The organism is Cellulosilyticum sp. I15G10I2, assembly GCF_900095725.1.
Taxonomy (GTDB): domain Bacteria; phylum Bacillota; class Clostridia; order Lachnospirales; family Cellulosilyticaceae; genus FMMP01.
Map to the genome: position 1 here is coordinate 29,606 of NZ_FMMP01000020.1, position 20,870 is coordinate 50,475.

Below are 20,870 nucleotides of genomic sequence, written 5' to 3' on the forward strand. Positions count from 1 at the left end.
TTTCAGATAGGAGGAGAGGGAAATGCAAATAAAAGTAAGATTATTTGCTACACTGCGTCAAGACCGTGGTAAGGAAGTCATTTTGGATATGAAAGATGAGATGAGCCCACAGGATATTATTGATTTGTTAAAAATTCCGAAAGAAGATGTAGCTATATTATTAATTAATGGAAGAGATGGCGCTCTAAATGCCAAGCTCAGCGCATACGATATTGTATCCATTTTTCCACCGGTTGGAGGCGGATGATATGAAAAGATATGCGCGTAACCAAATAACACTTAGTGAAGAAGAAAATCAGATGTTACATGATGCAAAAGTATGTGTTGTAGGATGTGGGGGACTCGGAGGCTATAGCATTGAAATGCTTGCAAGACTTGGGGTAGGCACAATTACTGCCATTGATGGTGATGTATTTGATGAAAGTAATCTTAACAGACAAATTTTATCAGATACACAAAACCTAGGAGAAAGTAAAGCGCTTACAGCCCAAAAGAGAATCCTGTCAGTTAATCCAGAAACTAATCTATACCCTGTTACAGCATTTTTGACCCCTCAAAATGCAAAGCAATTATTAAAGGATCATGATGTGATTGTTGACGCACTAGATAGTATTGAGGCAAGATTTTTGATTCAAGAAACTGCCAAGGCGCTGCAAATACCCTTTGTACATGGTGCAATAGCTGGGTGGTACGGGCAGGTATCAACTATTTTTCCAGGAGAAGACACACTAAATAAAATTTATAAAAATAGAAACTCTACTGGTAAAGAAAAGATAGTGGGAAACCCTGCCTTTACACCAGCACTTATAAGTGCCCAGCAGGTGAGTGAAGTTGTTAAGATACTCATTCACCGGGGGGACTTATTAAGAAAAAAAATGCTCTTTATGAATGTATTAGATCATGAATATGAAGTATTAGAACTCGAGTAGTTTTTAAAAATAAGGTACTGCGCTTTTTTATAAAGCACAGTACCTTATTGACGACGTCGTTTGTTATATAACTTCGGTGTGATCGGGATGGTCGAGAGTGTATTTTTCATATTGTCCTGTGAAGTACTCTATTTTGTGAGCTACCTTTCGCAAATGATCCTGCATTTCTTCAATTTGTGTTTCAACACTTTTCTTGTGTGCAATCAACATATCACATCGCTTTTTTAAGGTTTCGTTGCCCTTAATACTGAGTTCAACAAAATCTTTGATTTGTTTTATAGACATTCCAGTATTTTTAAGGCAGCAGATTAATCCAATCCATTCCAAATCACCTTCTGAATAACGGCGGATTCCGCTTTTACTTCGGCTTACAAAAGGCAGTAAACCTTCTTTTTCATAGTAACGCAAAACATGGGTTTTTAAATTTGTTTTTTCGGATACTTGCTTAATAGAATAATCCATAAATCTTTCCTTTCATTTTTTAGTTTATCTATTGACTTAAAGTTAACGTTAAGGTTTAGAATTTTATTATACTTCATATTTGAGGGCATCATCAAGTTAAATATATTGATACGGCTGCTGGATATGGCAATGAGCATCCAAGCGGCGGGCTCAAAAAGTTGTAGGGACAGGATGTACTTAGAATTTATAAAAGTGCTAGATAAAGACAGATAAAAACCTCCGCTTGGATGAAATCGCTGCGGAGGTTTTTAAAATTATTTATCGTAGGCTGAGCACATTGGTTTTTCTTCTGAGGGTATTTTTGAAAGATTTCGGCCGATATAATTGTTGGTAATTCTAATGACTACACCAGATAAGAGAAGAACGCCAATTAAGTTAGGGATCGCCATAAGTGCATTGAGTGTATCAGATATATCCCAAACGAGGTCAAGGCTGACTGTTGCACCTACAACAATCATTAGAATAAAAGCAATTTTATAAAAGATAATAGATTTTAAGCCAAGGAGATATTCCATAGCTCTTTCACCGTAATAGGACCAGCCAAGTATAGTTGAGAAAGCAAAGAGTAAAATGGCAATGGTCACAAAATGTCCTGCAAAAGTACTAAATCCATCAGAAAATGCGATGATTGCCAGCTCAGAACCCTGAGCCCCTGAATTTAAGGCACCCGTTGAAATAATGACAAAAGCAGTTAAAGAGCAAACAATAATTGTATCAAAAAATACTTCGAAAATTCCCCATAAACCTTGTTTAACAGGCTCTTTAATATCAGAAGCAGAGTGTACCATTACTGAACTGCCGAGACCTGCTTCATTTGAGAAAACACCTCTTTTAAAGCCCCATTTAATTGCAGAAGCCATCACTGTACCAGCAGCCCCGCCGCCAACAGCTTTTAAACTAAAGGCTTTTGTAAAAATACTGTTAAAGACTGCTGGAACAAGATTAATATGTAAAATAAGAATAATAAGGGATCCAATAATATAGGCCATTGCCATAAAAGGAACTATTTTCTCAGTGACCTTCCCAATACGGCGAATACCACCAACAATAACAAGTGCAACCATTGCTGCAATGAAAAGGCCGGTAATAATAGTTGGAATGTTATAGGTTGCATTTAGTGAAGAAGAAATAGAGTTGACTTGAGTCATATTACCAATACCAAAAGATGCACCGACGCAAAAAACAGAAAAGATTACAGCCAGCCATTTTTGACCCAGACCTTTTTCAATATAAACCATAGGTCCGCCCATCCACTCATCTTTGGCATTTTTATAACGGTAAAAGATGCCAAGCACATTTTCAGCATAATTGGTCATCATACCAAAAATAGCAGAAACCCACATCCAGAAGATAGCACCTTCACCTCCAGCTGTCAGCGCTGTAGCAACCCCAACGATATTTCCAGTGCCTATAGTTGCAGCTAGTGCAGTTGACAAAGCTTGAAATTGTGTAATAGATTTTTTGTCTTTAGTCGTTGTAACATTCTTGTTTTTAAAGATGGCAAAAAAAGTTTCATTTAGAACATGACCAAATCTTCTGATCTGAAAAAAGTTGGTTCTGATTGTGAAGTAGATGCCTGTTCCAATAATAAGTATCAGCATAGGCCAACCCCAAACAACATTATTGACTGCACCATTGATTTTTTCGACTAACTCAATAAATTTTTCCATAAGTACCTCCTTAAAATGTTTAGAATATGGGTTTATAGAATATATATGTATAGACATATATCTATAGATATCATACAGAGTATTGAAATTAACTAGTTTTTTGTAGAAGATTGAAAATTTTAGAATAATTCTATCACGATATGATTACCTGTTCAAGTGTTACTGCAAGAAAATTAAAAAACATTGAAACCAATAGGGAGATATGCTATACTGAGAAAAATTGAATATTGGGGAGCTTGTGCATACAGGCTGAGAGGAAGTAAATTGCAGCTTCGACCCATATACCTGATTTGGATAATGCCAACGTAGGAATTTTACATTAATAAATTTAATGGGACATACCTGTATTGGTATGTCCCATATTTTAGTTGTATAGAAAAGGGGTTTAGATTATGAACAGCAAAGTAAAGAAAATTTGTTTGGCAGGTATTTTAATTGCATTGGCAGTAACAAGCTCTACCTTTTATATTCCTATTGGTGCAGCGAAATGTTTTCCGATTCAACATCTTATTAATGTTTTAACAGCGGTTTTATTAGGACCTTGGTACGGGGTAGGTGTTGCATTTTGTACTTCAATTATTAGAGTTATGTTAGGAACAGGAACGCTGCTCGCTTTTCCAGGCAGTATGTTTGGGGCACTGCTTGCGGGATTATTATTTCTTAAAAGTAAAAAATTAGTTTTTGCCTTTGTTGGAGAACTTGTAGGTACTGGTATTATTGGGGCACTTGCGGCATATCCAATAGCCGTGTTATTAATGGGAAGACAGGCAGCCTTATTTGGGTTTATTATACCTTTTGGAATAAGCTCAGCAGTAGGAGGCGTAGTTGCAATTATCATAATAAGTATCATGGATCGCACAAAGGTTATTAAGGTACTCCGCAAAGAAAATGGTATTTAATTTGAACTTAACCTATATTTTACTCTAGTAATAATGCAAGGATCGTATTATAGTAATAGAGAAAGGGTGATCCAATGCATATTACAACTCATTTGCTAATGGCAAACGTATTATATAAAGAAATTACTTCACAAATGGCAATCAAACTAGATTATTTCCATTACGTATATGGCAATATTAAGCCTGATGTTAATCCAGGTGTTATAGATTGGCCGCATTTTTCACATCAAAGTTTAGAGGATCTTGTAAAGTACTGTGAACATATTATGATTACGCCTATGTCTGTTAAATCACTTTCGGTGGCATTAGGTGTGATTTCACACTTTATATGTGACTATCATTGTTTATATCATACAGAGCCTTATAGAAAACAAAAAAATATAGTAAGTATAGCAAAGCATACAGCTTATGAACATTTTTTAGAACTTAGTTTTATTAAAAAATGTATCATGGGAGATATTAAAGTGATTGATCAAGTGTGTGGTGAAACTATTGAGGACACAATAAATGGGCGCCTGGCCTTATATAATGATGGAGCGCATAGTATTGATAAAGATATACATTATGCTGTTAATACAGCGATTTGTATCGTAAAGCAACTTGCAGCATTTATACAAGTGCCAAAAATAGAAGTACCGACTATTGGCGTAGCTTATGATTTTTTACAAACTGAGATTATCTAACTAAATGGGATGTTCCGTAAAAGCAGTCTTTATATGCTTTTTACAGAACATCCCATTTTTATTGTGAAACTTTTTTTAAAATTATTTTATCAATAAGTTCGCCATAGATTTCATTTATAATACTAAAATCTGTGGCCTCTGTATAATACTTCTCCAGCGCATCATGTAAAGTCTTAGCTTGGGCTAAATAGTTAATGCCTGTTTGAATACAATCTTTATAACGTGCTTTAATAGCATCTATGTCAGCCTTATATTTTTCATCTGTTCCAGGTGTAATAATTTCGTGGTACATATCTATTATCTCATCACTCATATGTTCAGGATAATATTCATGGGGCGCAGTACTGTCAAATAGACATAAATCTAACTCTGGCAGAAGGATCATATCTAAACTGTTAGGGTCAAAGCCACAATGATAAACTTCTGCGTCAAGACCACAACTTTCGGCTTTTAATAATATTTTTTTTAACATAGTGGATTTCCCAGAACCAGGCCTGCCTTTTATAAAATATCTTTTAGAAAGGTCTTGAGTAATAAGTGGCACAAAATCAACGGGTCCCTTTGGCGTAGAAGCACCAAAAAAACGATGGCGTATAACACTCTTCTTAGAATAGCTTATTTCACCTATAATCCTAGCTATAACCAGCTGTGTCAGTTCATCAGCTTTTTTAAAATCCATATTATCTATATAGATTTTTTCCCATTCATCATGAATTAGAAGAGCTTGTTTAAATTGATCATAAGCCATAGGATAACAGGCATTTATTCGTGTCTTTAAGTCAACGAGTTCCGCCTTATCTAGAGCTAACTTATCGCAGTCACAAGCAGCATTAAGATTAATATATTCTTCTATAGCACCTGGTGCTTGTGGTTCCATTGGATAAATAGCTGCGCCATCTACAATACCCACCCCAAGTGTACGAATAATAACCCCATCTATAGCACCATTATCAGAAGGACAATGCAGATACTCAATAGCATAGTCTTTTTTTAACATAGTGTTACCCACTTTTTTCATAAGAGAAGACTTGCCGATACCAGGCCCCCCTTGTAAAATAAACAACTTATCTAGATCTTTAATATTACTTTCAAAAAGCTTTTGACAGCCTTTTGCAGTATTTGCAGCAGCATAATAGTTTTTAACCTGACCAGACATAAATGTACTCCTTAAGTAATGTTAGGTATAAATATAGTATGTTGATACAACTTTATTTAGTGCTACTGCAATAGGGAAAATTATTGAAATTGATCTATGCTGCGGAATAAAACTATATTGTACAGCCAACCTAAACCCATGCCAAGAGAAAGACATCAATTGTTGAATGATAATAGCACTATTTTCTATGCTAGAGGACTATTATAAGGACAAGGAGAATATACTTTTATAAACAAGCTTGAGGAGGTAAAAAATGGCAGAGGATACAAAAATAAGAACGATTCAAGAATATGTTCCAGGAAAACAGATTACCCTTATGCATATTATTGCTAAGCCAGACCAAGTCATTTATAAAAAATTAGGACTACCTGATGAATATAATGAAGCCATTGGTATACTTACAATTACCCCTTCAGAAGCAGCCATTATAGCAGGAGATTTATGTACAAAGGCCGCAGGTGTAAAAATTGGCTTTATCGATAGATTCTCAGGGTCTGTTGTTATTGTAGGAGAAAATTCAAGTGTAGCAGCATCCTTAGAGGCTGTCATGAGTATGTTTAAAGGCAGAATGCATTTTGATACAGTAGAGATCACGAGGTCCTAAGATGAAAAAGGTGATGCTAATAGGAAAAAGTGGAAGCGGCAAAACCACATTGATACAAGCTATTAAAAATTTACCGCAGCAATATATAAAAACACAAACGATCCATTACATAGATGAATTTATTGATATGCCTGGCGAGTATTTAGAAAACAGAAGTTTATATCGGGCCCTTATTGTAACAGCCATACAAGCAGATATTATTTGTCTGATAGTAGATGCTGCAAGTTGTGATAATTGGTTTCCGGAAGGATTTGCGAGTATGTTTACAAAACCTGTCCTAGGTATAGTAACTAAGGCTGATCAAAAGAATGCAGATACAAATAGAGCTTTAGAGTACCTTAAACAAGCGGGTGCACAAAAGGTAGTTATTACAAGCTCTTACTACAAACAAGGAATTAAAGAGATAGCGGCACTGTTAGAGTAGGCTTAGGAGGCATAAAATGACTGATTTTATTTTTAGTGTAGGTATTGATATAGGGACATCTACCACTCAGCTTGTATTTAGCAAATTTAAAATAGAGAATATGGCGAGTGCTTATGCTGTACCACGTATCGCGATTACAGAAAAAGAAATAGTTTATAGCGGTGCTGTCTATATGACACCGCTTACCTCAGAGACTATAATCGATGAAAAAGCCATAGCCAACATGATTAAACATGAATATAGCCTAGCAGGGTTTAGAACAGAAGATATAACTACTGGTGCAGTGATTATTACAGGAGAAACAGCTAGAAAAGAAAATGCGAAAGCTGTTGTAGAGATTATGAGTGGAATGGCTGGAGATTTTGTCGTGGCAACAGCAGGAACTGAATTAGAAGGCGTTATAGCAGGTAAAGGGGCGGGGGCAGCCTTATACTCTATGCAAAGACATCAGGCAGTTGCCAATGTAGATATAGGCGGCGGTACGACCAACATAGCTGTATTTAAAGAAGGCCAGGCTGTAGACACAGCTTGTTTAGATATAGGGGGAAGGCTCATAAGATTCAAGCCCCATACAACAGAAATAAGTTATATTGCTCCCAAAGTTCAAAAACTTTGTGCGCAAGAATCCATTCCTCTTAAAATAGGTGAAAAGGCTGATCCTCATGATTTAAATAAAGTATGTAAGTGCATGGCAGAAACTATCGCTCAAACTTTACACAGTATATGGCATGACCAAGATGCTAGGCATTTTATGATTACAGACCATGGTTTAAGTCATAGCATGCCTATTAACGCTATTACTTTTTCGGGTGGTGTTGGGTATTGTTTTTATCACCAGACAGACGACAATGAAAGGTTTAATGACATAGGGGTACTGCTGTCTCAAGTCTTAAGAGAGGTGTTTTCAAACAGTACCTATCAAATATTAGAGCCAATAGAGACGATTCGTGCTACCGTTATTGGAGCTGGTATGTATTCTACTGAGATTTCAGGAAGTACCATCACTTATTCAAAAGATATTTTTCCAATCAAAATGATCCCTATTGTTAAGCTAAATCCAGAAGATGAAAAGTTATCCTGCATACTTTTTAAAAAAGCGGTAAAAAAAATGCTTAGTTGGTACGGTGCCGAAGAGGGAGAGCATTTGGCTGCTCTTGCTATTAAGGGTATACATAATATTACTTTTGATGAGGTACAGCAATATGCAGATAAAATAACACAGGCGATGGAGGGAATTATCGACTCCAAGCAGCCACTTATTATTATTATTGAGCAAGATATGGCCAAGGTCTTAGGTCAAGCACTGCAAGTAAGGCTTGGAAAAGAAAAAGATATTGTCTGTATTGATGCTATAGATGTATCGGGAGGAGACTACATAGATATAGGGATGCCTGTTATGAATGGCAGAGTACTTCCGGTTGTTGTTAAAACACTTATCTTTAGCTAAAGAAAAAAGAATGCAATGCATAATAATCATTAATTTTAAGAATGGGGGAGTGAAACAGATGCGGCTTAAGAGTAGACTTTTTGGTAAGTGTTATGAATTTGCATCTATCACCGAGGTGTTGGCAAAGGCAAATGAAGAAAAATCAGGGGACCGGTTAGCTGGGGTAGCAGCGCAGTCAACAACTGAGAGAGTAGCAGCAAAAGAAGTGTTGGCTCATTTAACAATTGGAGACCTTAGAAATAATCCTGTTGTACCTTATGAGCATGACGAAGTGACAAGAGTGATTCAAGATCAAGTTAACGAGAAAATATACAGTGAAATCAAAAACATGACTATTGCAGATTTAAGAGAATTTATTCTGGATGACCAAACAACCTCTAATCAAATTACAAGAATAACTAGAGGCCTTACCTCAGAAGTTGTTGCAGGTGTAGCAAAACTCATGAGTAATTTAGATTTAATTTACGGGGCTTCAAAGATTAGAATAGAAGCTGAGTGTAACACAAGAATAGGGCGAGTTGGTACATTATCAGCAAGACTTCAGCCCAATCATACAACGGACGACTTAGATGGGGTGCTGCTTTCTGTTATGGAGGGACTTACTTATGGGGTTGGTGATGCAGTTATAGGTCTTAATCCTGTAGATGATACACCTGCAAATGTAGGACGTATTTTAAAAATGTTTTATGAATTTAAAGAAAAATGGCACATTCCTACGCAGTGCTGTGTACTTGGACATGTAACAACACAAATGGAAGCTATAAGAGCCGGCGCACCATCAGACCTTTGTTTTCAAAGTATAGCAGGTTCTCAGAAGGGTAATGAAGCTTTTGGGGTAACGGTTAAAATGTTAGATGAAGCAAAGGATCTTTTATTAAGAGAAGGGACTGGTATAGGTCCTAATGTTATGTATTTCGAAACAGGGCAAGGTTCGGAGTTGTCCAGTGAAGCACATTTTGGAGCAGACCAAGTCGTAATGGAAGCGAGATGTTATGGACTTGCAAAACGCTATAATCCTTTTCTTGTTAATACTGTAGTAGGTTTTATTGGACCGGAATACCTTTATGATTCTAAACAGGTTATAAGAGCAGGCCTTGAAGATCATTTTATGGGAAAATTAACGGGTATTTCAATGGGATGTGATGCTTGCTATACCAATCATATGAAAGCTGATCAAAATGATATTGAGAATCTAGCTGTTTTACTTTCAACAGCAGGATGCAACTATTTTATGGGAGTTCCTTGCGGGGATGATATTATGCTTAACTACCAATGCACAGGGTTCCATGAAACACCTACACTTAGACAGCTTTTAGGCTTACGTCCTATTCCAGAATTTGAAGCATGGTGTATTGAGATGGGCTTTTTATTACCAAATGGAAAGCTTGGACCAAGGGCTGGGGATGCCTCTGTATTTATGAAGTAATTAAATAGCAGGTTAAAATAAAAGAATTAAAGAATGGGGGAAAGTCAATGGCACTCTCAGAGGACAAATTAAAGGAAATTGTTGCTCGGATTGTAGGTGAGATGATAGAAAAAAATCAAGCAGAAAACAGTAATGTATGTCCTAGTATAGAAGTAACAGACAAACTGGAGGAAGAAGATATTCCAGATATTACTGAGGTTAATCTAAAGACATATCTTGCAGTACCTGAAGCTGAAAATAAAGAGGAATACCTTAGACTTAAAGCTAAGACATCAGCAAGACTAGGTGTGTATAGAGCTGGTACTAGATATAAAACAGAAACAATGCTCCGTTTTAGAGCAGACCATGCCGTAGCAATGGATGCAGTTTTTACAGATGTCCCGGAAGAAGTTATAAAGTCCAATGGATTATTTGAAGTACAAACAATGTGCGAAAGCCGGGATCAATACCTTACAAGACCAGATCTTGGCCGAAAATTTGACGAAGAAAATTTGAAGCTTATTAAGTCGCAGTGTAAAAAGAGCCCAAAGGTACAAATCTATGCTTCAGATGGACTTTCAAGTACAGCACTAATAGCCAATTTAAAAACTGTGATGCCTTCTATTATGCAAGGGCTTAAGACATATGGCTATGACGTAGGAACACCTTTTTTTGTAAAATACGGAAGAGTAGGTGCGATGGATGTTATTACAGAAGCACTCGATGCAGAGGTAACAGTTGTCTTAATAGGAGAAAGACCAGGTCTTGCCACCGGAGAATCAATGAGCGCTTATATGACTTATAAAGGGCAGGTAGGTATGTCAGAGTCAGGCAGAACTGTTGTTTCCAATATTCATTCAGGTGGAACGCCAGCAGCTGAAGCGGGAGCTCATATTGCAGATATTATTCATGAGATGATTAAACAGAAGGCATCTGGCTTAGATTTAAAAATTTAGAGAGAATTAAAGGGGGTAAATCGCGTGAAACATGATCAAGTAAGAGGAAGCGTATTAGCAGTAAAAGTTATACCCAATGTGAGTGCATCACTTGCAGAAGAATGGAAACTGCCAGAGGGGCATAGAAGCATAGGCTTTTTAACAACAGATAGTGATGATGTAGGTTACACTGCGCTGGATGAAGCAACTAAAAAAGCAGATGTAAAAGTAGTTCTTGCAAAATCTTTTTATGCTGGGGCTGCAAATGCAAGTCAAAAATTTTCCGGAGAGTTTATTGGCATGTTATCAGGCTCTAATCCGGCTGAAGTAAAAAGCGGTCTTAATGCAGCTATTGAATTTATTAATAATGACGCTTGTTTTTATAGTGCTAATGATGATGATTCTGTTGTTTATTATGCACAGTGTATATCCCGTACAGGGTCTTATTTATCAGAAGCAGCAGGAATACCAGAAGGCCAGCCTATTGCTTATCTTATTGCACCGCCCCTAGAAGCGACTTATGCATTAGATGCAGCTCTTAAAGCTGCCGATGTTAAGTTAGTTAAATACTTTGAACCACCATCAGAAACAAACTTCTCGGGCGGATTTATGACAGGGTCACAGTCAGCTTGTAAAGCAGCTTGTGAAGCATTTGCTGATGCAGTTATTTACTGCGCAGAAAATGCGACGAAGTTCTAAGTTAACTAAAAGATAGTCATCAAATACATAAGCTAGGCTGGAAAGGGTGTAAATTATGCTCTATGATCAAGACTTGTTATCGATACAAGAAGTACGCCAGATGATAAAAAAAGCTAAAGTAGCTGCCAAGAAGATGAGTCAGTTTTCACAGATGCAAATAGATACCATAGTAGAACAAATGGTAAAAGCCGCGGTGGCCCATGCTGAGGAACTTGCCAAACTCGCAGTAGAAGAAACAGGCTTTGGTGTTTATAAAGATAAAGTTACCAAGAATTACTTTGCTTCAAAAATTCTTCATGACTATATTAAGGATATGAAGACTGTAGGTGTTATACATGAAGATAAAGAGAAAAAGCTTTTAGAAATCGCTGTGCCAGTAGGTGTAGTTGCTGGACTTATTCCATCAACTAATCCCACCTCCACTGCCATCTATAAGTGCATAATTGCTATGAAATCGGCTAACAGCATTATTCTTAGCCCTCATCCATCAGCAAGAGGCGTTATCTCAAAAACCTGTGAGATATTAACTCGGGCGGCAAAAGAAGCAGGAGCACCGGATGATGTGTTTCAGTGCATGAGCATGCCAACGCTGCAAGGAACGCGTGAACTTATGAAAAACGTAGATCTTATTCTTGCAACAGGAGGAAAGGACATGGTGAAAGCAGCCTATTCATCAGGGGTACCAGCTCTAGGTGTAGGTCCAGGAAATGTACCTGCCTTTATTGAAAAAAGCGCAGACATTAAAAAAGCTGTAGAGAGAATACTCGTAAGTAAAACCTTTGATAATGGGGTTATCTGCGCCTCAGAACAGGCGGTTGTAACAGAAGACTGTATTAAGGATACCGTAAGGACTGAACTTATTGCACAAGGAGCCTATTTTTTAGATGAAGAAGAAGCACAAAAAGTAGGTAAAGTGATTATGAAGACTGGTGGTAAGCTTAATGCAGCTATTGTAGGAAAAAGTGCCAATGCCATCGCTAAGATCGCGGGGCTTAGCTTAAGCCAAGAGGTGAGAGTACTTATTTATGAGGAAAAAGGGGTAGGAATAAACTATCCATTTTCTATTGAAAAACTTTCCCCAGTTTTAGCTTTCTATGTAGAGAAAGACTGGGTATCAGCCTGTGAGAGATGCATAGAGATCCTTGAGTTTGGGGGGATTGGCCATAGTTTGGTTATTCACTCACAAGATGAAAGTATTATCCGGGAGTTTGCACTGAAAAAACCAGCTTCCAGAATATTAGTAAACACACCAAGTACCCATGGCGCCATTGGAGCAACTACCCATTTAGCACCGGCATTAACACTTGGCTGCGGGGCCATAGGGGGGTCAGCAACAAGTGATAATGTGACGCCGCTTCATCTTATTAATATTAAACATACAGCTTATGGTGTAAAAGAGGCCTATGAGGTAGAGGGTATACCTAAAAAGTCAGAGGAAATAGATCTAGAGGCATTAACGGAGAAAGTCATGGAAATTTTAAAAAATTTAAAATAAAAACAGGGGGAATTGATAATGAGTAATCAACAAGCATTAGGAATGATTGAAACAAAAGGCTTAGTAGGTGCAATTGAAGCCGCAGATGCAATGGTTAAAGCAGCAAACGTGACGCTTATTGGTAAAGAACACGTAGGGGGCGGACTTGTAACTGTTTTTGTAAGAGGCGATGTAGGCGCTGTTAAAGCAGCTACGGATGCAGGGGCAGCAGCGGCAGACCGCGTAGGCGAACTGAAATCGGTTCATGTTATTCCAAGACCTCATAATGAAGTAGAGTTTATATTGCCTGTTTTAGATGGTGCGAAATAAAGGTTATGTGAAAATAAACAAGGAGAGGAGATGGTATAGTGAGGGTAATTACTGAGATATCTTTAAGAGATGAATTAAAAGGGAAAGTACCTGAGGTATACTATGTACCAGCTCAGAAAATATTGTCTCCTGCAGCAAAGGAATATCTAAGTCAAAAGAAAATTAAAGTTGTTTATAAAGATAAAGAAGAAGTGCCGCGCATAGAAGAACAAAATAAGGCAGTGCAAAAAGAAATGTCCAGAAAAACTTATGAGGATTATGAGACGGGGGCTGTTTATAATGAAAAGCCAGAAGCTATGACACAGATTGCAGATAATAAGCTGGTGACTAAAAACCATCCACGCATAGTTTTTAGAGGAAAGATGGATAGTTTGCAGGCACTTATTATAGTGACACAGGCAGAAATTTATAGTAAGGATAGTTTAAGTCCGATATTAAATGATTTGGATGAGGTGCTTAGTGTCAGTCGGAGTATTCTAAGAGCGGAAGTATTAGAAGAACAGCTTCCCGATGTGAGGGTGCTTGGGCTTACAGCAAATGAGATAAGGGATAGATCTCATTATCCAGAAAATTTTTTTCAGATTAAACAAATGACCTTGCCCCATTATAAGATGGGACTTATTTATACGAGACTGAATCAAATAAGAACTATGATAAGGGAAGCTGAGTTATTAGCCATTTGGGCAATTGATATGAAAAGAGATAGTTGGGGGCCGAGTATTGTACTTACGTTAAACAGACTCTCAAGTGTTATGCATATTATGATGTGTATGGTTTTAGCGAATCATTACAATAAGTAGGTGGACGATGAATATCCAAGAAGTTGCAGGTTATGTAAAAGAGGCATTAACAGCAGAAAGATTGGTGCAAATAGAAATCTCAGCCAGGCATATCCATTTAAGTCAGAAGGATGTGGAAAAACTGTTTGGCCAAGATTATCAGCTTCAGGCGGTAAAGCCACTTTCCCAGCCTGGTCAATATTTATGTAAGGAGCGCGTAAGTATTGTATCACAAAAGGGGAGATTTGAAAAAGTAGCTGTACTAGGACCTATAAGAGATAAAACGCAAATAGAAATTTCAAAAACAGATACCTTTGTATTGGGGATCAATCCCCCCATAAGAGAGTCTGGAGATCTAAGCGGTACGCCGGGGATACAGATAATAGGCCCTTGTGGTACAACCGAAATATCAGAAGGTGTGATTATTGCTAAGAGGCATATACATATCACGCCTAAAGAAGCAAAACAACTATTACTTGATGATAAGCAGTGTGTCTGGGTGGAGTTGCTGTCTAAAAGACCTGTTGTTTTCAAAGATGTAGTTGTAAGAATAAGTGAAAACTACTCATTTAGAATGCACATAGATGCAGATGAAGCCAATGCGGGGGACGTAGGGAGCTTTACATTGGGAAAAATAATAGGATAAGGGGCTAAATTATGTATGATGCACATCGCGTAAAAGCATTGATAGATAAAGTAGAAGAAACTTTAACAACAACTTATTATGTTAAAGGAAAGCAATTAAAAGTAGGTGTAGATCTGGGAACAGCGTATATTGTCATGGTGGTATTAGATGAAGATAACAAGCCAGTGGCAGCTGAGCTTAGATTTGCGAGTGTTTTAAGAGATGGTGTTGTTGTAGATTATACAGGGGCACTTACCATTGTAAAAGAACTTAAGGCTAAACTCGAAAAGCGGCTAGGTGTAGAACTCATACATGCAGCTATTGCTATGCCGCCAGGGACAGAAAGCAGTACAAGGACCCATAGTTATGTTGTAGAGGGAGCAGGAATGGAAGTTACATACGTACTGGATGAACCTACAGCTGCTAATAATGTACTGAATATAAGGGATGGGGTTGTTGTAGATATAGGTGGAGGGACTACTGGTCTTGCTATATTTGAAGATTCAAAAGTAACCTATGTAGCCGATGAGCCTACAGGAGGAACCCACCTATCTTTAGTGTTAGCTGGAAATTACAAGATAAGCCTGGAAGAGGCAGAAAAAATTAAAACAGATTCTAAAAGACACCGGGAGATCTTACCTGTCGTCAAACCGGTTGTTGAGAAAATGGCACAGATTGTTAAGACACACACGAAGGGTTATACCATTGATACCATTTATATGTGTGGCGGAACCTGTTGTTTAAGCGGCATCGAAGGTGTTTTTGAAAAAGCAGCAGGCCTTACAACTGTAAAACCCGAAAATCCATTTTTAGTAACACCTACTGGCATTGCCATGAGTTGTATACCTTTTATGCCAGTATCGCTATATCAATGAAGTTGAAAATAAGTAGGTGGTAGGATGGCGTTTAATGATATTGTTGATCAGGTAACTAGAGAAGTAATACGGTATATGGAACAGATAGAAAAAAAGTCAGAAGTACTTTTATTAACTCAAAGTCACAGCACAAGATGTCAGCAGTTAGTGAAAAAGTATGATGAATTTGGTGCTGCTTGTGGACCTGTGGCAGAAAAAGAAGATCAATTAGAAGGGATAAAAACAGTTATTCTTTTTGACCTAACGAATGATGTACTTTATAAACTTGCAAATGGATGTAATGATACTTCTTATCTAAAACTGGCAAGTGAAGCACTGTTACAAGGAAAACAAGTTATAGGTGTAAAAGAAGAAATAGAAATTTTCAAGTATCAAAAGAGCGCACCAAGTCTTTATTTTAATAAGATTATGGAGCACCTAGAATTTCTTAAAAAGTGCGGGGTAGTAGTAGCTTGTGAAAAGAACATAGCGCTTCATTTAGCCGCTCAGAAATTAAATAGAGAAATCGAAAAAGAAGGCGAAAATGAACAGAAAGTTATATCTTTGCAAAATGCTAAAATGCCTGAAATTAAGTGCAGCACATTTAAAATAAATAAAAGATTAATAACGGAGAGAGAAATTCAAGAGGCAGTACGAAATGGCGTAAAGGCAATTGAAGTTATACCAAAAGCTATTATTACGCAGTTAGCAAAAGACTCTATCCAGAGCCATAACATCCTCATACTTGAGCAAAGTGGATGAGTTATAAAAGGAGGCATCACCTTGATTGTTGGAAGAGTAATAGGCAACGTATGGGCAACCAGAAAAGATGAAAGGCTGACAGGGATTAAATTACTTATTGTTATGCCAATTAATTATAATGATAAAAATGAAAAACAAATGCCGCTGATTGCAGCGGATCAGATTGGTGCTGGAATAGGAGAAAAAGTTATTATGGTAACAGGAAGTTCAGCAAGGCACGCTGCCGGAGACAGTCAAACGCCTATCGATGTATCAGTTGTAGGCATCATTGATGGAGAAGAGATTATGGATATATTCTAAGGGGGAAATAGCATGCAATTTACAGAGATCATAAAGGCATCTGGGATAGTAGGCAGTGGTGGTGCCGGATTTCCAACCCATGTAAAGCTGAGTGTAAAGGCAGAATATTTTATAGTAAACGCTGCAGAATGCGAACCTCTTCTGGAAGTAGACAAATATCTTATAAGAGAAAGAGCAAAAGAGCTGATTCGAGGAATAGACTGGATTGCAAGAAATATTCGAGCAGCCAAAAAGTATATTGCCATAAAGAAAAAGTATGAAACAGAAATAAGATGTCTAAAGCAAGCTATTGAAGAAGCTAAGTCCACGGTTAAAATTTTTGAAATGGAGAGCTTTTATCCTGCTGGGGATGAACAAGTTATTGTCTATGAGATAACAGGCCGAGTGGTGCCAGAAAGAAATATTCCGCTTCAAGTAGGGGCAGTAGTTAATAATGTGGGAACTGTACTTGCAGTTTATGATGCAAAAAGACAAGGAGTAAGTGTCACCCATAAGTATCTCTCAGTAGTTGGGGCAGTGAAAAATAGAGTGATTCTTAGGGTACCAATAGGAACATCGGTGAGCGCATGTATTGAGGAGGCAGCCCCTCTCGAAAAGGATTATGGGATAATTATGGGCGGACCGATGATGGGCAAAATCTACAGTTCTAAAGAAGAAGCAAGTGAAGCTGTTGTCACAAAAACAGATGGCAATATACTTATAGTACCTAAAGATCATCATCTCATTACAAAAGGGATACAGTCTATAAGAAGGATAAAGAATATCAGCAAAAGTGCCTGTATTCAGTGTCGCATGTGTACCGATTTATGTCCAAGAGAAGTCCTAGGCCATAGTGTAAAACCACATTTAATCATGCGGAATATCTATAGGGAAGAGCAGATGGCAAATGATGACGAGTATATCAAAACTTTTGGAAGTGCCGTGAACTGCACGGAATGCGGGCTATGTGAACTCTATAGCTGTCCAATGATGCTCTCGCCAAGACGGGCAAATAGTTACATAAAATCACGTTTAACGCAGATGAAACTAACGATACCCCAAAATCCTTTAAAACCAGTGGATTCTGAAAGAGCTTATAAGAAGGTTCCGACATCTAAACTCATGTTAAGGTTAGGGCTTCAGACTTACTATAGCCATGAAAGCTTAGAGCATGTGGTTACATTTACACCACAACGTGTAAAAATTCCTATGAAACAGCATATAGGGGTTTCAAGTCAGCCTATTGTACAAGTGGGGGATAGGGTTGAAGAAGGTCAGCTCATTGCACAGATACCAGAGGCGGCATTAGGCGCAAATAGTCATGCAAGTATAAATGGCTGTATTGCAGAAGTTGGTGATTATATCGTTATTGAGGCACAAGAATAGAGGGGGGAAAGATATGCTGCGTTCGATAGGACTTATAGAATTTACAAGTATTGCCAAAGGTATAGAATGCTGTGATGAAATGATAAAGGCTGCAAGTGTTAACCTTATTAGAGCCTCTGCTCTATGTCCAGGGAAGTATATGGTACTCATTGCTGGAGATACAGGAAGTGTTAAGGCTTCTATAGAAGATGGAATTAAAAAAGGTGCTGAGTATGTAGTGAATGAACTTAGAATACCCCATGTACATCCACAGCTTATTCCTGCTTTAAATGGTACGAATGAAGTACAATTACAGGATGCTGTAGGGGTTATAGAGTTTTATAGTATCGCTTCAGCAATAAAGGCAGCTGATGAAATGGTAAAAGCAGCTGAAGTTCAACTGGCAGAACTTAAGATAGGCTATGCTATAGGAGGAAAAGGCGTTGTAATTGTAACGGGAGAGGTAGGCGCTATACGGGCTGCGATAGAAGCAGGTGAGAAGCTTGGCAAAGAGGATGGCTATATGGTTACAAGTACAGTTATTCCAAGACCAGCCAAAGAACTCATGGCGTCACTCATTTGAAACTTATAAGAGTAGGGGGAGTGCGATATGTTTAATGAATTAATTCAAAATATCACTAATTGGGGTGTGTTTACAACATCATTTCAAGAGTTTCTAAGCAATATGTCTGTTAATATGGTTATTATGGTCATGATGATGATCTTCATGGTAGTAGGTGCCATTGATAAAGTTAGAGGGAATAAAAGAGGTTATGGCGAAAAGTTTGATGATGGTTTTAATGCTATGGGTCCACTGGCTATTGCAATGATAGGCGTCGTTGCATTAGCACCGGTTTTAAGGATTTTACTACAGCCTATTATTGCACCGGTTTATCAGATGCTTGGCGCAAATCCAGCTATGTTTGCAACAACGCTTTTAGCAAATGATATGGGGGGATACCCTCTTGCTATGCAGCTTGCTGGGGATAATGAAGTTATAGGTAACTTTGCAGGACTCATTTTAGGCGCTATGATGGGACCAACCATTGTATTTACTATCCCTGTAGCTTTATCAATTATCAAAAAAGAAGACAGACCTTATTTGGCATGTGGTATTCTAGTCGGTCTCATTACAATCCCAATTGGATGTATAGTGGGCGGACTTACTATGAACATGACACAATATAAGATAAGTATGGGTGAAATTCTTATTAACCTTGTACCTGTTATGATTATTGCAGGCCTTATTGCCATTGGACTATGGTTTAGACCTACAAAGATGATGAATGGTTTTATGAAGTTTGGTAATGCGATTACCATTATTATTACAATTGGTACAGCAATCGCTGTATTTCAATATCAAACAGGCATTAGATTTCCACTTTTTGACGTGATGGTAGATGCTGATAAAAATGGGGGGAGCGTGCCTCTTGAAGAAGGTATTATGATAGTAGGCGCTATTGCAATCGTATTAATCGGTGCATTCCCAATGGTACACTTTATTACAAAAAACTTTGCAAAACCACTTATGAAATTTGGAAAAATGCTTGGTGTTGGAGAAAAGGCTTCAGCGGGATTTGTAGCCACACTTGCTAATAATATTCCTATGTTTAACATCATGCATGAAATGGATCCAAAAGGCAAAATCCTAAACGTTGCGTTTGCCGTAGCAGCAGCTTTTGTATTTGGTGATCATCTTGGATTTACAGCTGGGGTTAATCCAGATATGATTTTTGCAGTCGTTTTAGGTAAGCTTACAGCAGGTATTACAGCGGTTATCCTTGCAGCCATTCTTGCGCCTAAATTATTATCTAAAGTACAGGCATCTCAAGAGGTGACAGAATAAAACGAAGTCCTCTTGTTAGGTTCGCTTGGCAGGCCTGAGATATTTTTTGTCTTTCCCGCCTACCCACCAGACTGTCCAAAAACTACAATTTTAGGCTTTTAAGGCGGTCCGCATGAGAATTTTAGGGTACTCCAGCTGCTCACTTACGCATTTCTAAAAATCTAGGCGCTTTTTTCAAATGAACGCCGCAAACTCGCATACGCTCAAACAGTGCGAGCTAAGTACCATTTGAAAAAACCACCAAGATTTTCTTAACGAACTGCTCCAGAGGCAGCTTCCGCACCCTAAAATCCCCATGCTAATCTTCGGAAAAAGCCAAGTGATTATAGTTTTCGGACAGTCTGCCACTGCCATACCCGAGACTAGCTAGAAAACATCTCAGGCCTACCTCGCTATGCTCTACTATAGATATGCTTATGATTATGAAAAAATTTAATCTAATATCAGTTGATTTTATTAGGTCTTTAATCTGTAAGTTTAGTATACTAGCAAGGCAAGCTGGGGCACCTTACGGATTGACTCGGGTTTGGCTGTGGGAGGCGGGAAAGACGTAAGGTGTCCCAGCTTGCCTTGCGAACCTTCTATAGATACTTAGTTTATAAAGATTGTCGTCGGTAGTTTCGGACAGTCTGGTGGGGAGGCGTGAGAACTGAAAGAGTTCACTGACTCCTCTTAGGAACATGAGAGAAAGTTATTAAACAAGTAAAAATGAATGGGGGAGATAAATTGGAAATAAGTGAACAGCTGTTAAAAGAAATCATTACTAAAGTAGTAGTAGAACTTAAAGTCCACGAAGAACCAATCGTTAAACATAAAGATGAGAGTGGTGTTATAGCCGTTCAGGCACGTACTGTTTGCCCAGAACCCTTTGATACTGGCAAAAAGGGAGATAAGGTTTTTCTAACAGATCTATTAACACTAGAAGAAAGCCCAAGGATTGGATGCGGCATTATGGAGATGGATCAAAGTCATTTTGAGTGGACACTTAATTATGATGAAATAGATTATATTATTGAGGGAGAACTAGAAATAATTATTAATGGTAACACCATAAGAGGTGAAAAGGGAGATGTGATTTTTATCCCTAAAAACAGTGATATTATTTTTAGTTCACCTGGCTTCGCAAGATTTTTATATGTAGTTTATCCAGCAAATTGGCAGCAACAATAGAATTAAGTAGTTGAAGGGTGGCTTTTTATAGAAGCCATCCTTTTAAGTGAAACTGATCATATTTCTATTAAAT

At 37.9% G+C, this 20,870-nt stretch carries 24 protein-coding genes and 1 riboswitch; of the genes, 21 read left to right on the forward strand and 3 right to left on the reverse strand.

Translation table 11 applies throughout. From position 1 onward, the window contains the following. Window positions 1-22: 22 nt before the first annotated feature. Both BN3326_RS17720 and BN3326_RS17725 read left to right on the forward strand, forming a co-directional pair. Window positions 23-247, forward strand: coding sequence for a MoaD/ThiS family protein (locus tag BN3326_RS17720; protein WP_070000586.1), 225 nt, complete (start codon window positions 23-25; stop codon window positions 245-247). A gap of 1 nt (window position 248) precedes the next feature. Continuing rightward, window positions 249-929: a HesA/MoeB/ThiF family protein gene (locus tag BN3326_RS17725; RefSeq protein WP_070000587.1), complete on the forward strand. Its 681-nt coding sequence runs from the start codon at window positions 249-251 to the stop codon at window positions 927-929. 63 nt (window positions 930-992) lie between these two features. Here BN3326_RS17725 and BN3326_RS17730 read toward each other — a convergent pair whose 3' ends face one another. Next, the gene (locus tag BN3326_RS17730) at window positions 993-1,391 is read right to left on the reverse strand and encodes a MerR family transcriptional regulator (RefSeq protein WP_070000588.1); all 399 of its coding nucleotides are present in this window, start codon (window positions 1,389-1,391) and stop codon (window positions 993-995) included. A 254-nt stretch (window positions 1,392-1,645) separates the two neighbouring features. Beyond that, window positions 1,646-3,061: an alanine/glycine:cation symporter family protein gene (locus BN3326_RS17735; protein WP_070000589.1), complete on the reverse strand. Its 1,416-nt coding sequence runs from the start codon at window positions 3,059-3,061 to the stop codon at window positions 1,646-1,648. Between the two features lie 218 nt (window positions 3,062-3,279). Beyond that, window positions 3,280-3,390: riboswitch (TPP riboswitch) on the forward strand. Window positions 3,391-3,453: 63 nt separating this feature from the next. On the opposite strand from BN3326_RS17735, the gene thiW reads away from it, so the two are divergent. Further along, complete coding sequence (gene thiW / locus BN3326_RS17740; RefSeq protein WP_070000590.1) at window positions 3,454-3,960, forward strand: energy coupling factor transporter S component ThiW; 507 nt, start codon at window positions 3,454-3,456, stop codon at window positions 3,958-3,960. 98 nt (window positions 3,961-4,058) lie between these two features. Then, entirely contained in the window at window positions 4,059-4,643 is a 585-nt protein-coding gene (locus BN3326_RS17745; protein ID WP_207646367.1) for a zinc dependent phospholipase C family protein, read from the forward strand. Window positions 4,644-4,701: 58 nt separating this feature from the next. Here the strand turns inward: BN3326_RS17745 and BN3326_RS17750 are convergent, their stop codons facing one another. Then, window positions 4,702-5,799 carry a PRK06851 family protein gene (locus BN3326_RS17750; protein ID WP_070000592.1) on the reverse strand — a complete coding sequence of 366 codons (1,098 nt, stop codon included), beginning with the start codon at window positions 5,797-5,799 and terminating at the stop codon, window positions 4,702-4,704. Between the two features lie 253 nt (window positions 5,800-6,052). Between BN3326_RS17750 and BN3326_RS17755 the strand changes: the two genes are divergently transcribed. The 17 genes from BN3326_RS17755 (at window position 6,053) to BN3326_RS17835 (ending at window position 20,797) form a co-directional block, all read left to right on the forward strand. After that, window positions 6,053-6,403 carry a BMC domain-containing protein gene (locus BN3326_RS17755; protein ID WP_070000593.1) on the forward strand — a complete coding sequence of 117 codons (351 nt, stop codon included), beginning with the start codon at window positions 6,053-6,055 and terminating at the stop codon, window positions 6,401-6,403. Window position 6,404: 1 nt separating this feature from the next. Beyond that, window positions 6,405-6,827: a EutP/PduV family microcompartment system protein gene (locus BN3326_RS17760; protein ID WP_070000594.1), complete on the forward strand. Its 423-nt coding sequence runs from the start codon at window positions 6,405-6,407 to the stop codon at window positions 6,825-6,827. 16 nt (window positions 6,828-6,843) lie between these two features. Continuing rightward, window positions 6,844-8,274: an ethanolamine ammonia-lyase reactivating factor EutA gene (eutA, locus tag BN3326_RS17765; protein ID WP_070000595.1), complete on the forward strand. Its 1,431-nt coding sequence runs from the start codon at window positions 6,844-6,846 to the stop codon at window positions 8,272-8,274. A 58-nt stretch (window positions 8,275-8,332) separates the two neighbouring features. After that, window positions 8,333-9,700, forward strand: a complete 1,368-nt coding sequence (locus BN3326_RS17770; RefSeq protein WP_070000596.1) for an ethanolamine ammonia-lyase subunit EutB — start codon at window positions 8,333-8,335, stop codon at window positions 9,698-9,700. Between the two features lie 47 nt (window positions 9,701-9,747). Beyond that, window positions 9,748-10,635: an ethanolamine ammonia-lyase subunit EutC gene (gene eutC, locus BN3326_RS17775; protein WP_070000597.1), complete on the forward strand. Its 888-nt coding sequence runs from the start codon at window positions 9,748-9,750 to the stop codon at window positions 10,633-10,635. 24 nt (window positions 10,636-10,659) lie between these two features. Continuing rightward, on the forward strand, window positions 10,660-11,313 hold the full coding sequence (eutL, locus tag BN3326_RS17780) for an ethanolamine utilization microcompartment protein EutL (protein ID WP_070000598.1): 654 nt from the start codon (window positions 10,660-10,662) through the stop codon (window positions 11,311-11,313). A gap of 55 nt (window positions 11,314-11,368) precedes the next feature. Continuing rightward, window positions 11,369-12,808 (forward strand): acetaldehyde dehydrogenase (acetylating), encoded by a 1,440-nt coding sequence (locus BN3326_RS17785; RefSeq protein WP_070000599.1) that lies wholly within the window; start codon window positions 11,369-11,371, stop codon window positions 12,806-12,808. An 18-nt stretch (window positions 12,809-12,826) separates the two neighbouring features. Next, on the forward strand, window positions 12,827-13,117 hold the full coding sequence (locus BN3326_RS17790; RefSeq protein WP_070000600.1) for a BMC domain-containing protein: 291 nt from the start codon (window positions 12,827-12,829) through the stop codon (window positions 13,115-13,117). Window positions 13,118-13,155: 38 nt separating this feature from the next. Then, window positions 13,156-13,917, forward strand: coding sequence for a hypothetical protein (locus BN3326_RS17795; RefSeq protein ID WP_070000601.1), 762 nt, complete (start codon window positions 13,156-13,158; stop codon window positions 13,915-13,917). Window positions 13,918-13,924: 7 nt separating this feature from the next. Then, complete coding sequence (pduL, locus tag BN3326_RS17800; RefSeq protein ID WP_070000602.1) at window positions 13,925-14,542, forward strand: phosphate propanoyltransferase; 618 nt, start codon at window positions 13,925-13,927, stop codon at window positions 14,540-14,542. A gap of 11 nt (window positions 14,543-14,553) precedes the next feature. Then, window positions 14,554-15,396, forward strand: a complete 843-nt coding sequence (gene eutJ / locus BN3326_RS17805) for an ethanolamine utilization protein EutJ (RefSeq protein ID WP_070000603.1) — start codon at window positions 14,554-14,556, stop codon at window positions 15,394-15,396. Window positions 15,397-15,420: 24 nt separating this feature from the next. Beyond that, the gene (locus BN3326_RS17810; RefSeq protein WP_070000604.1) at window positions 15,421-16,137 is read left to right on the forward strand and encodes a hypothetical protein; all 717 of its coding nucleotides are present in this window, start codon (window positions 15,421-15,423) and stop codon (window positions 16,135-16,137) included. A gap of 21 nt (window positions 16,138-16,158) precedes the next feature. Beyond that, window positions 16,159-16,437: a EutN/CcmL family microcompartment protein gene (locus BN3326_RS17815; protein ID WP_070000605.1), complete on the forward strand. Its 279-nt coding sequence runs from the start codon at window positions 16,159-16,161 to the stop codon at window positions 16,435-16,437. Window positions 16,438-16,449: 12 nt separating this feature from the next. After that, window positions 16,450-17,802 carry a 4Fe-4S dicluster domain-containing protein gene (locus BN3326_RS17820; RefSeq protein WP_070000606.1) on the forward strand — a complete coding sequence of 451 codons (1,353 nt, stop codon included), beginning with the start codon at window positions 16,450-16,452 and terminating at the stop codon, window positions 17,800-17,802. Between the two features lie 13 nt (window positions 17,803-17,815). Then, on the forward strand, window positions 17,816-18,364 hold the full coding sequence (locus BN3326_RS17825; RefSeq protein WP_070000607.1) for a BMC domain-containing protein: 549 nt from the start codon (window positions 17,816-17,818) through the stop codon (window positions 18,362-18,364). Window positions 18,365-18,391: 27 nt separating this feature from the next. After that, entirely contained in the window at window positions 18,392-19,627 is a 1,236-nt protein-coding gene (locus BN3326_RS17830; protein WP_070000608.1) for an ethanolamine utilization protein EutH, read from the forward strand. A 726-nt stretch (window positions 19,628-20,353) separates the two neighbouring features. Continuing rightward, complete coding sequence (locus BN3326_RS17835; protein ID WP_074463625.1) at window positions 20,354-20,797, forward strand: cupin domain-containing protein; 444 nt, start codon at window positions 20,354-20,356, stop codon at window positions 20,795-20,797. The last annotated feature ends 73 nt before the right edge of the window (window positions 20,798-20,870 follow it).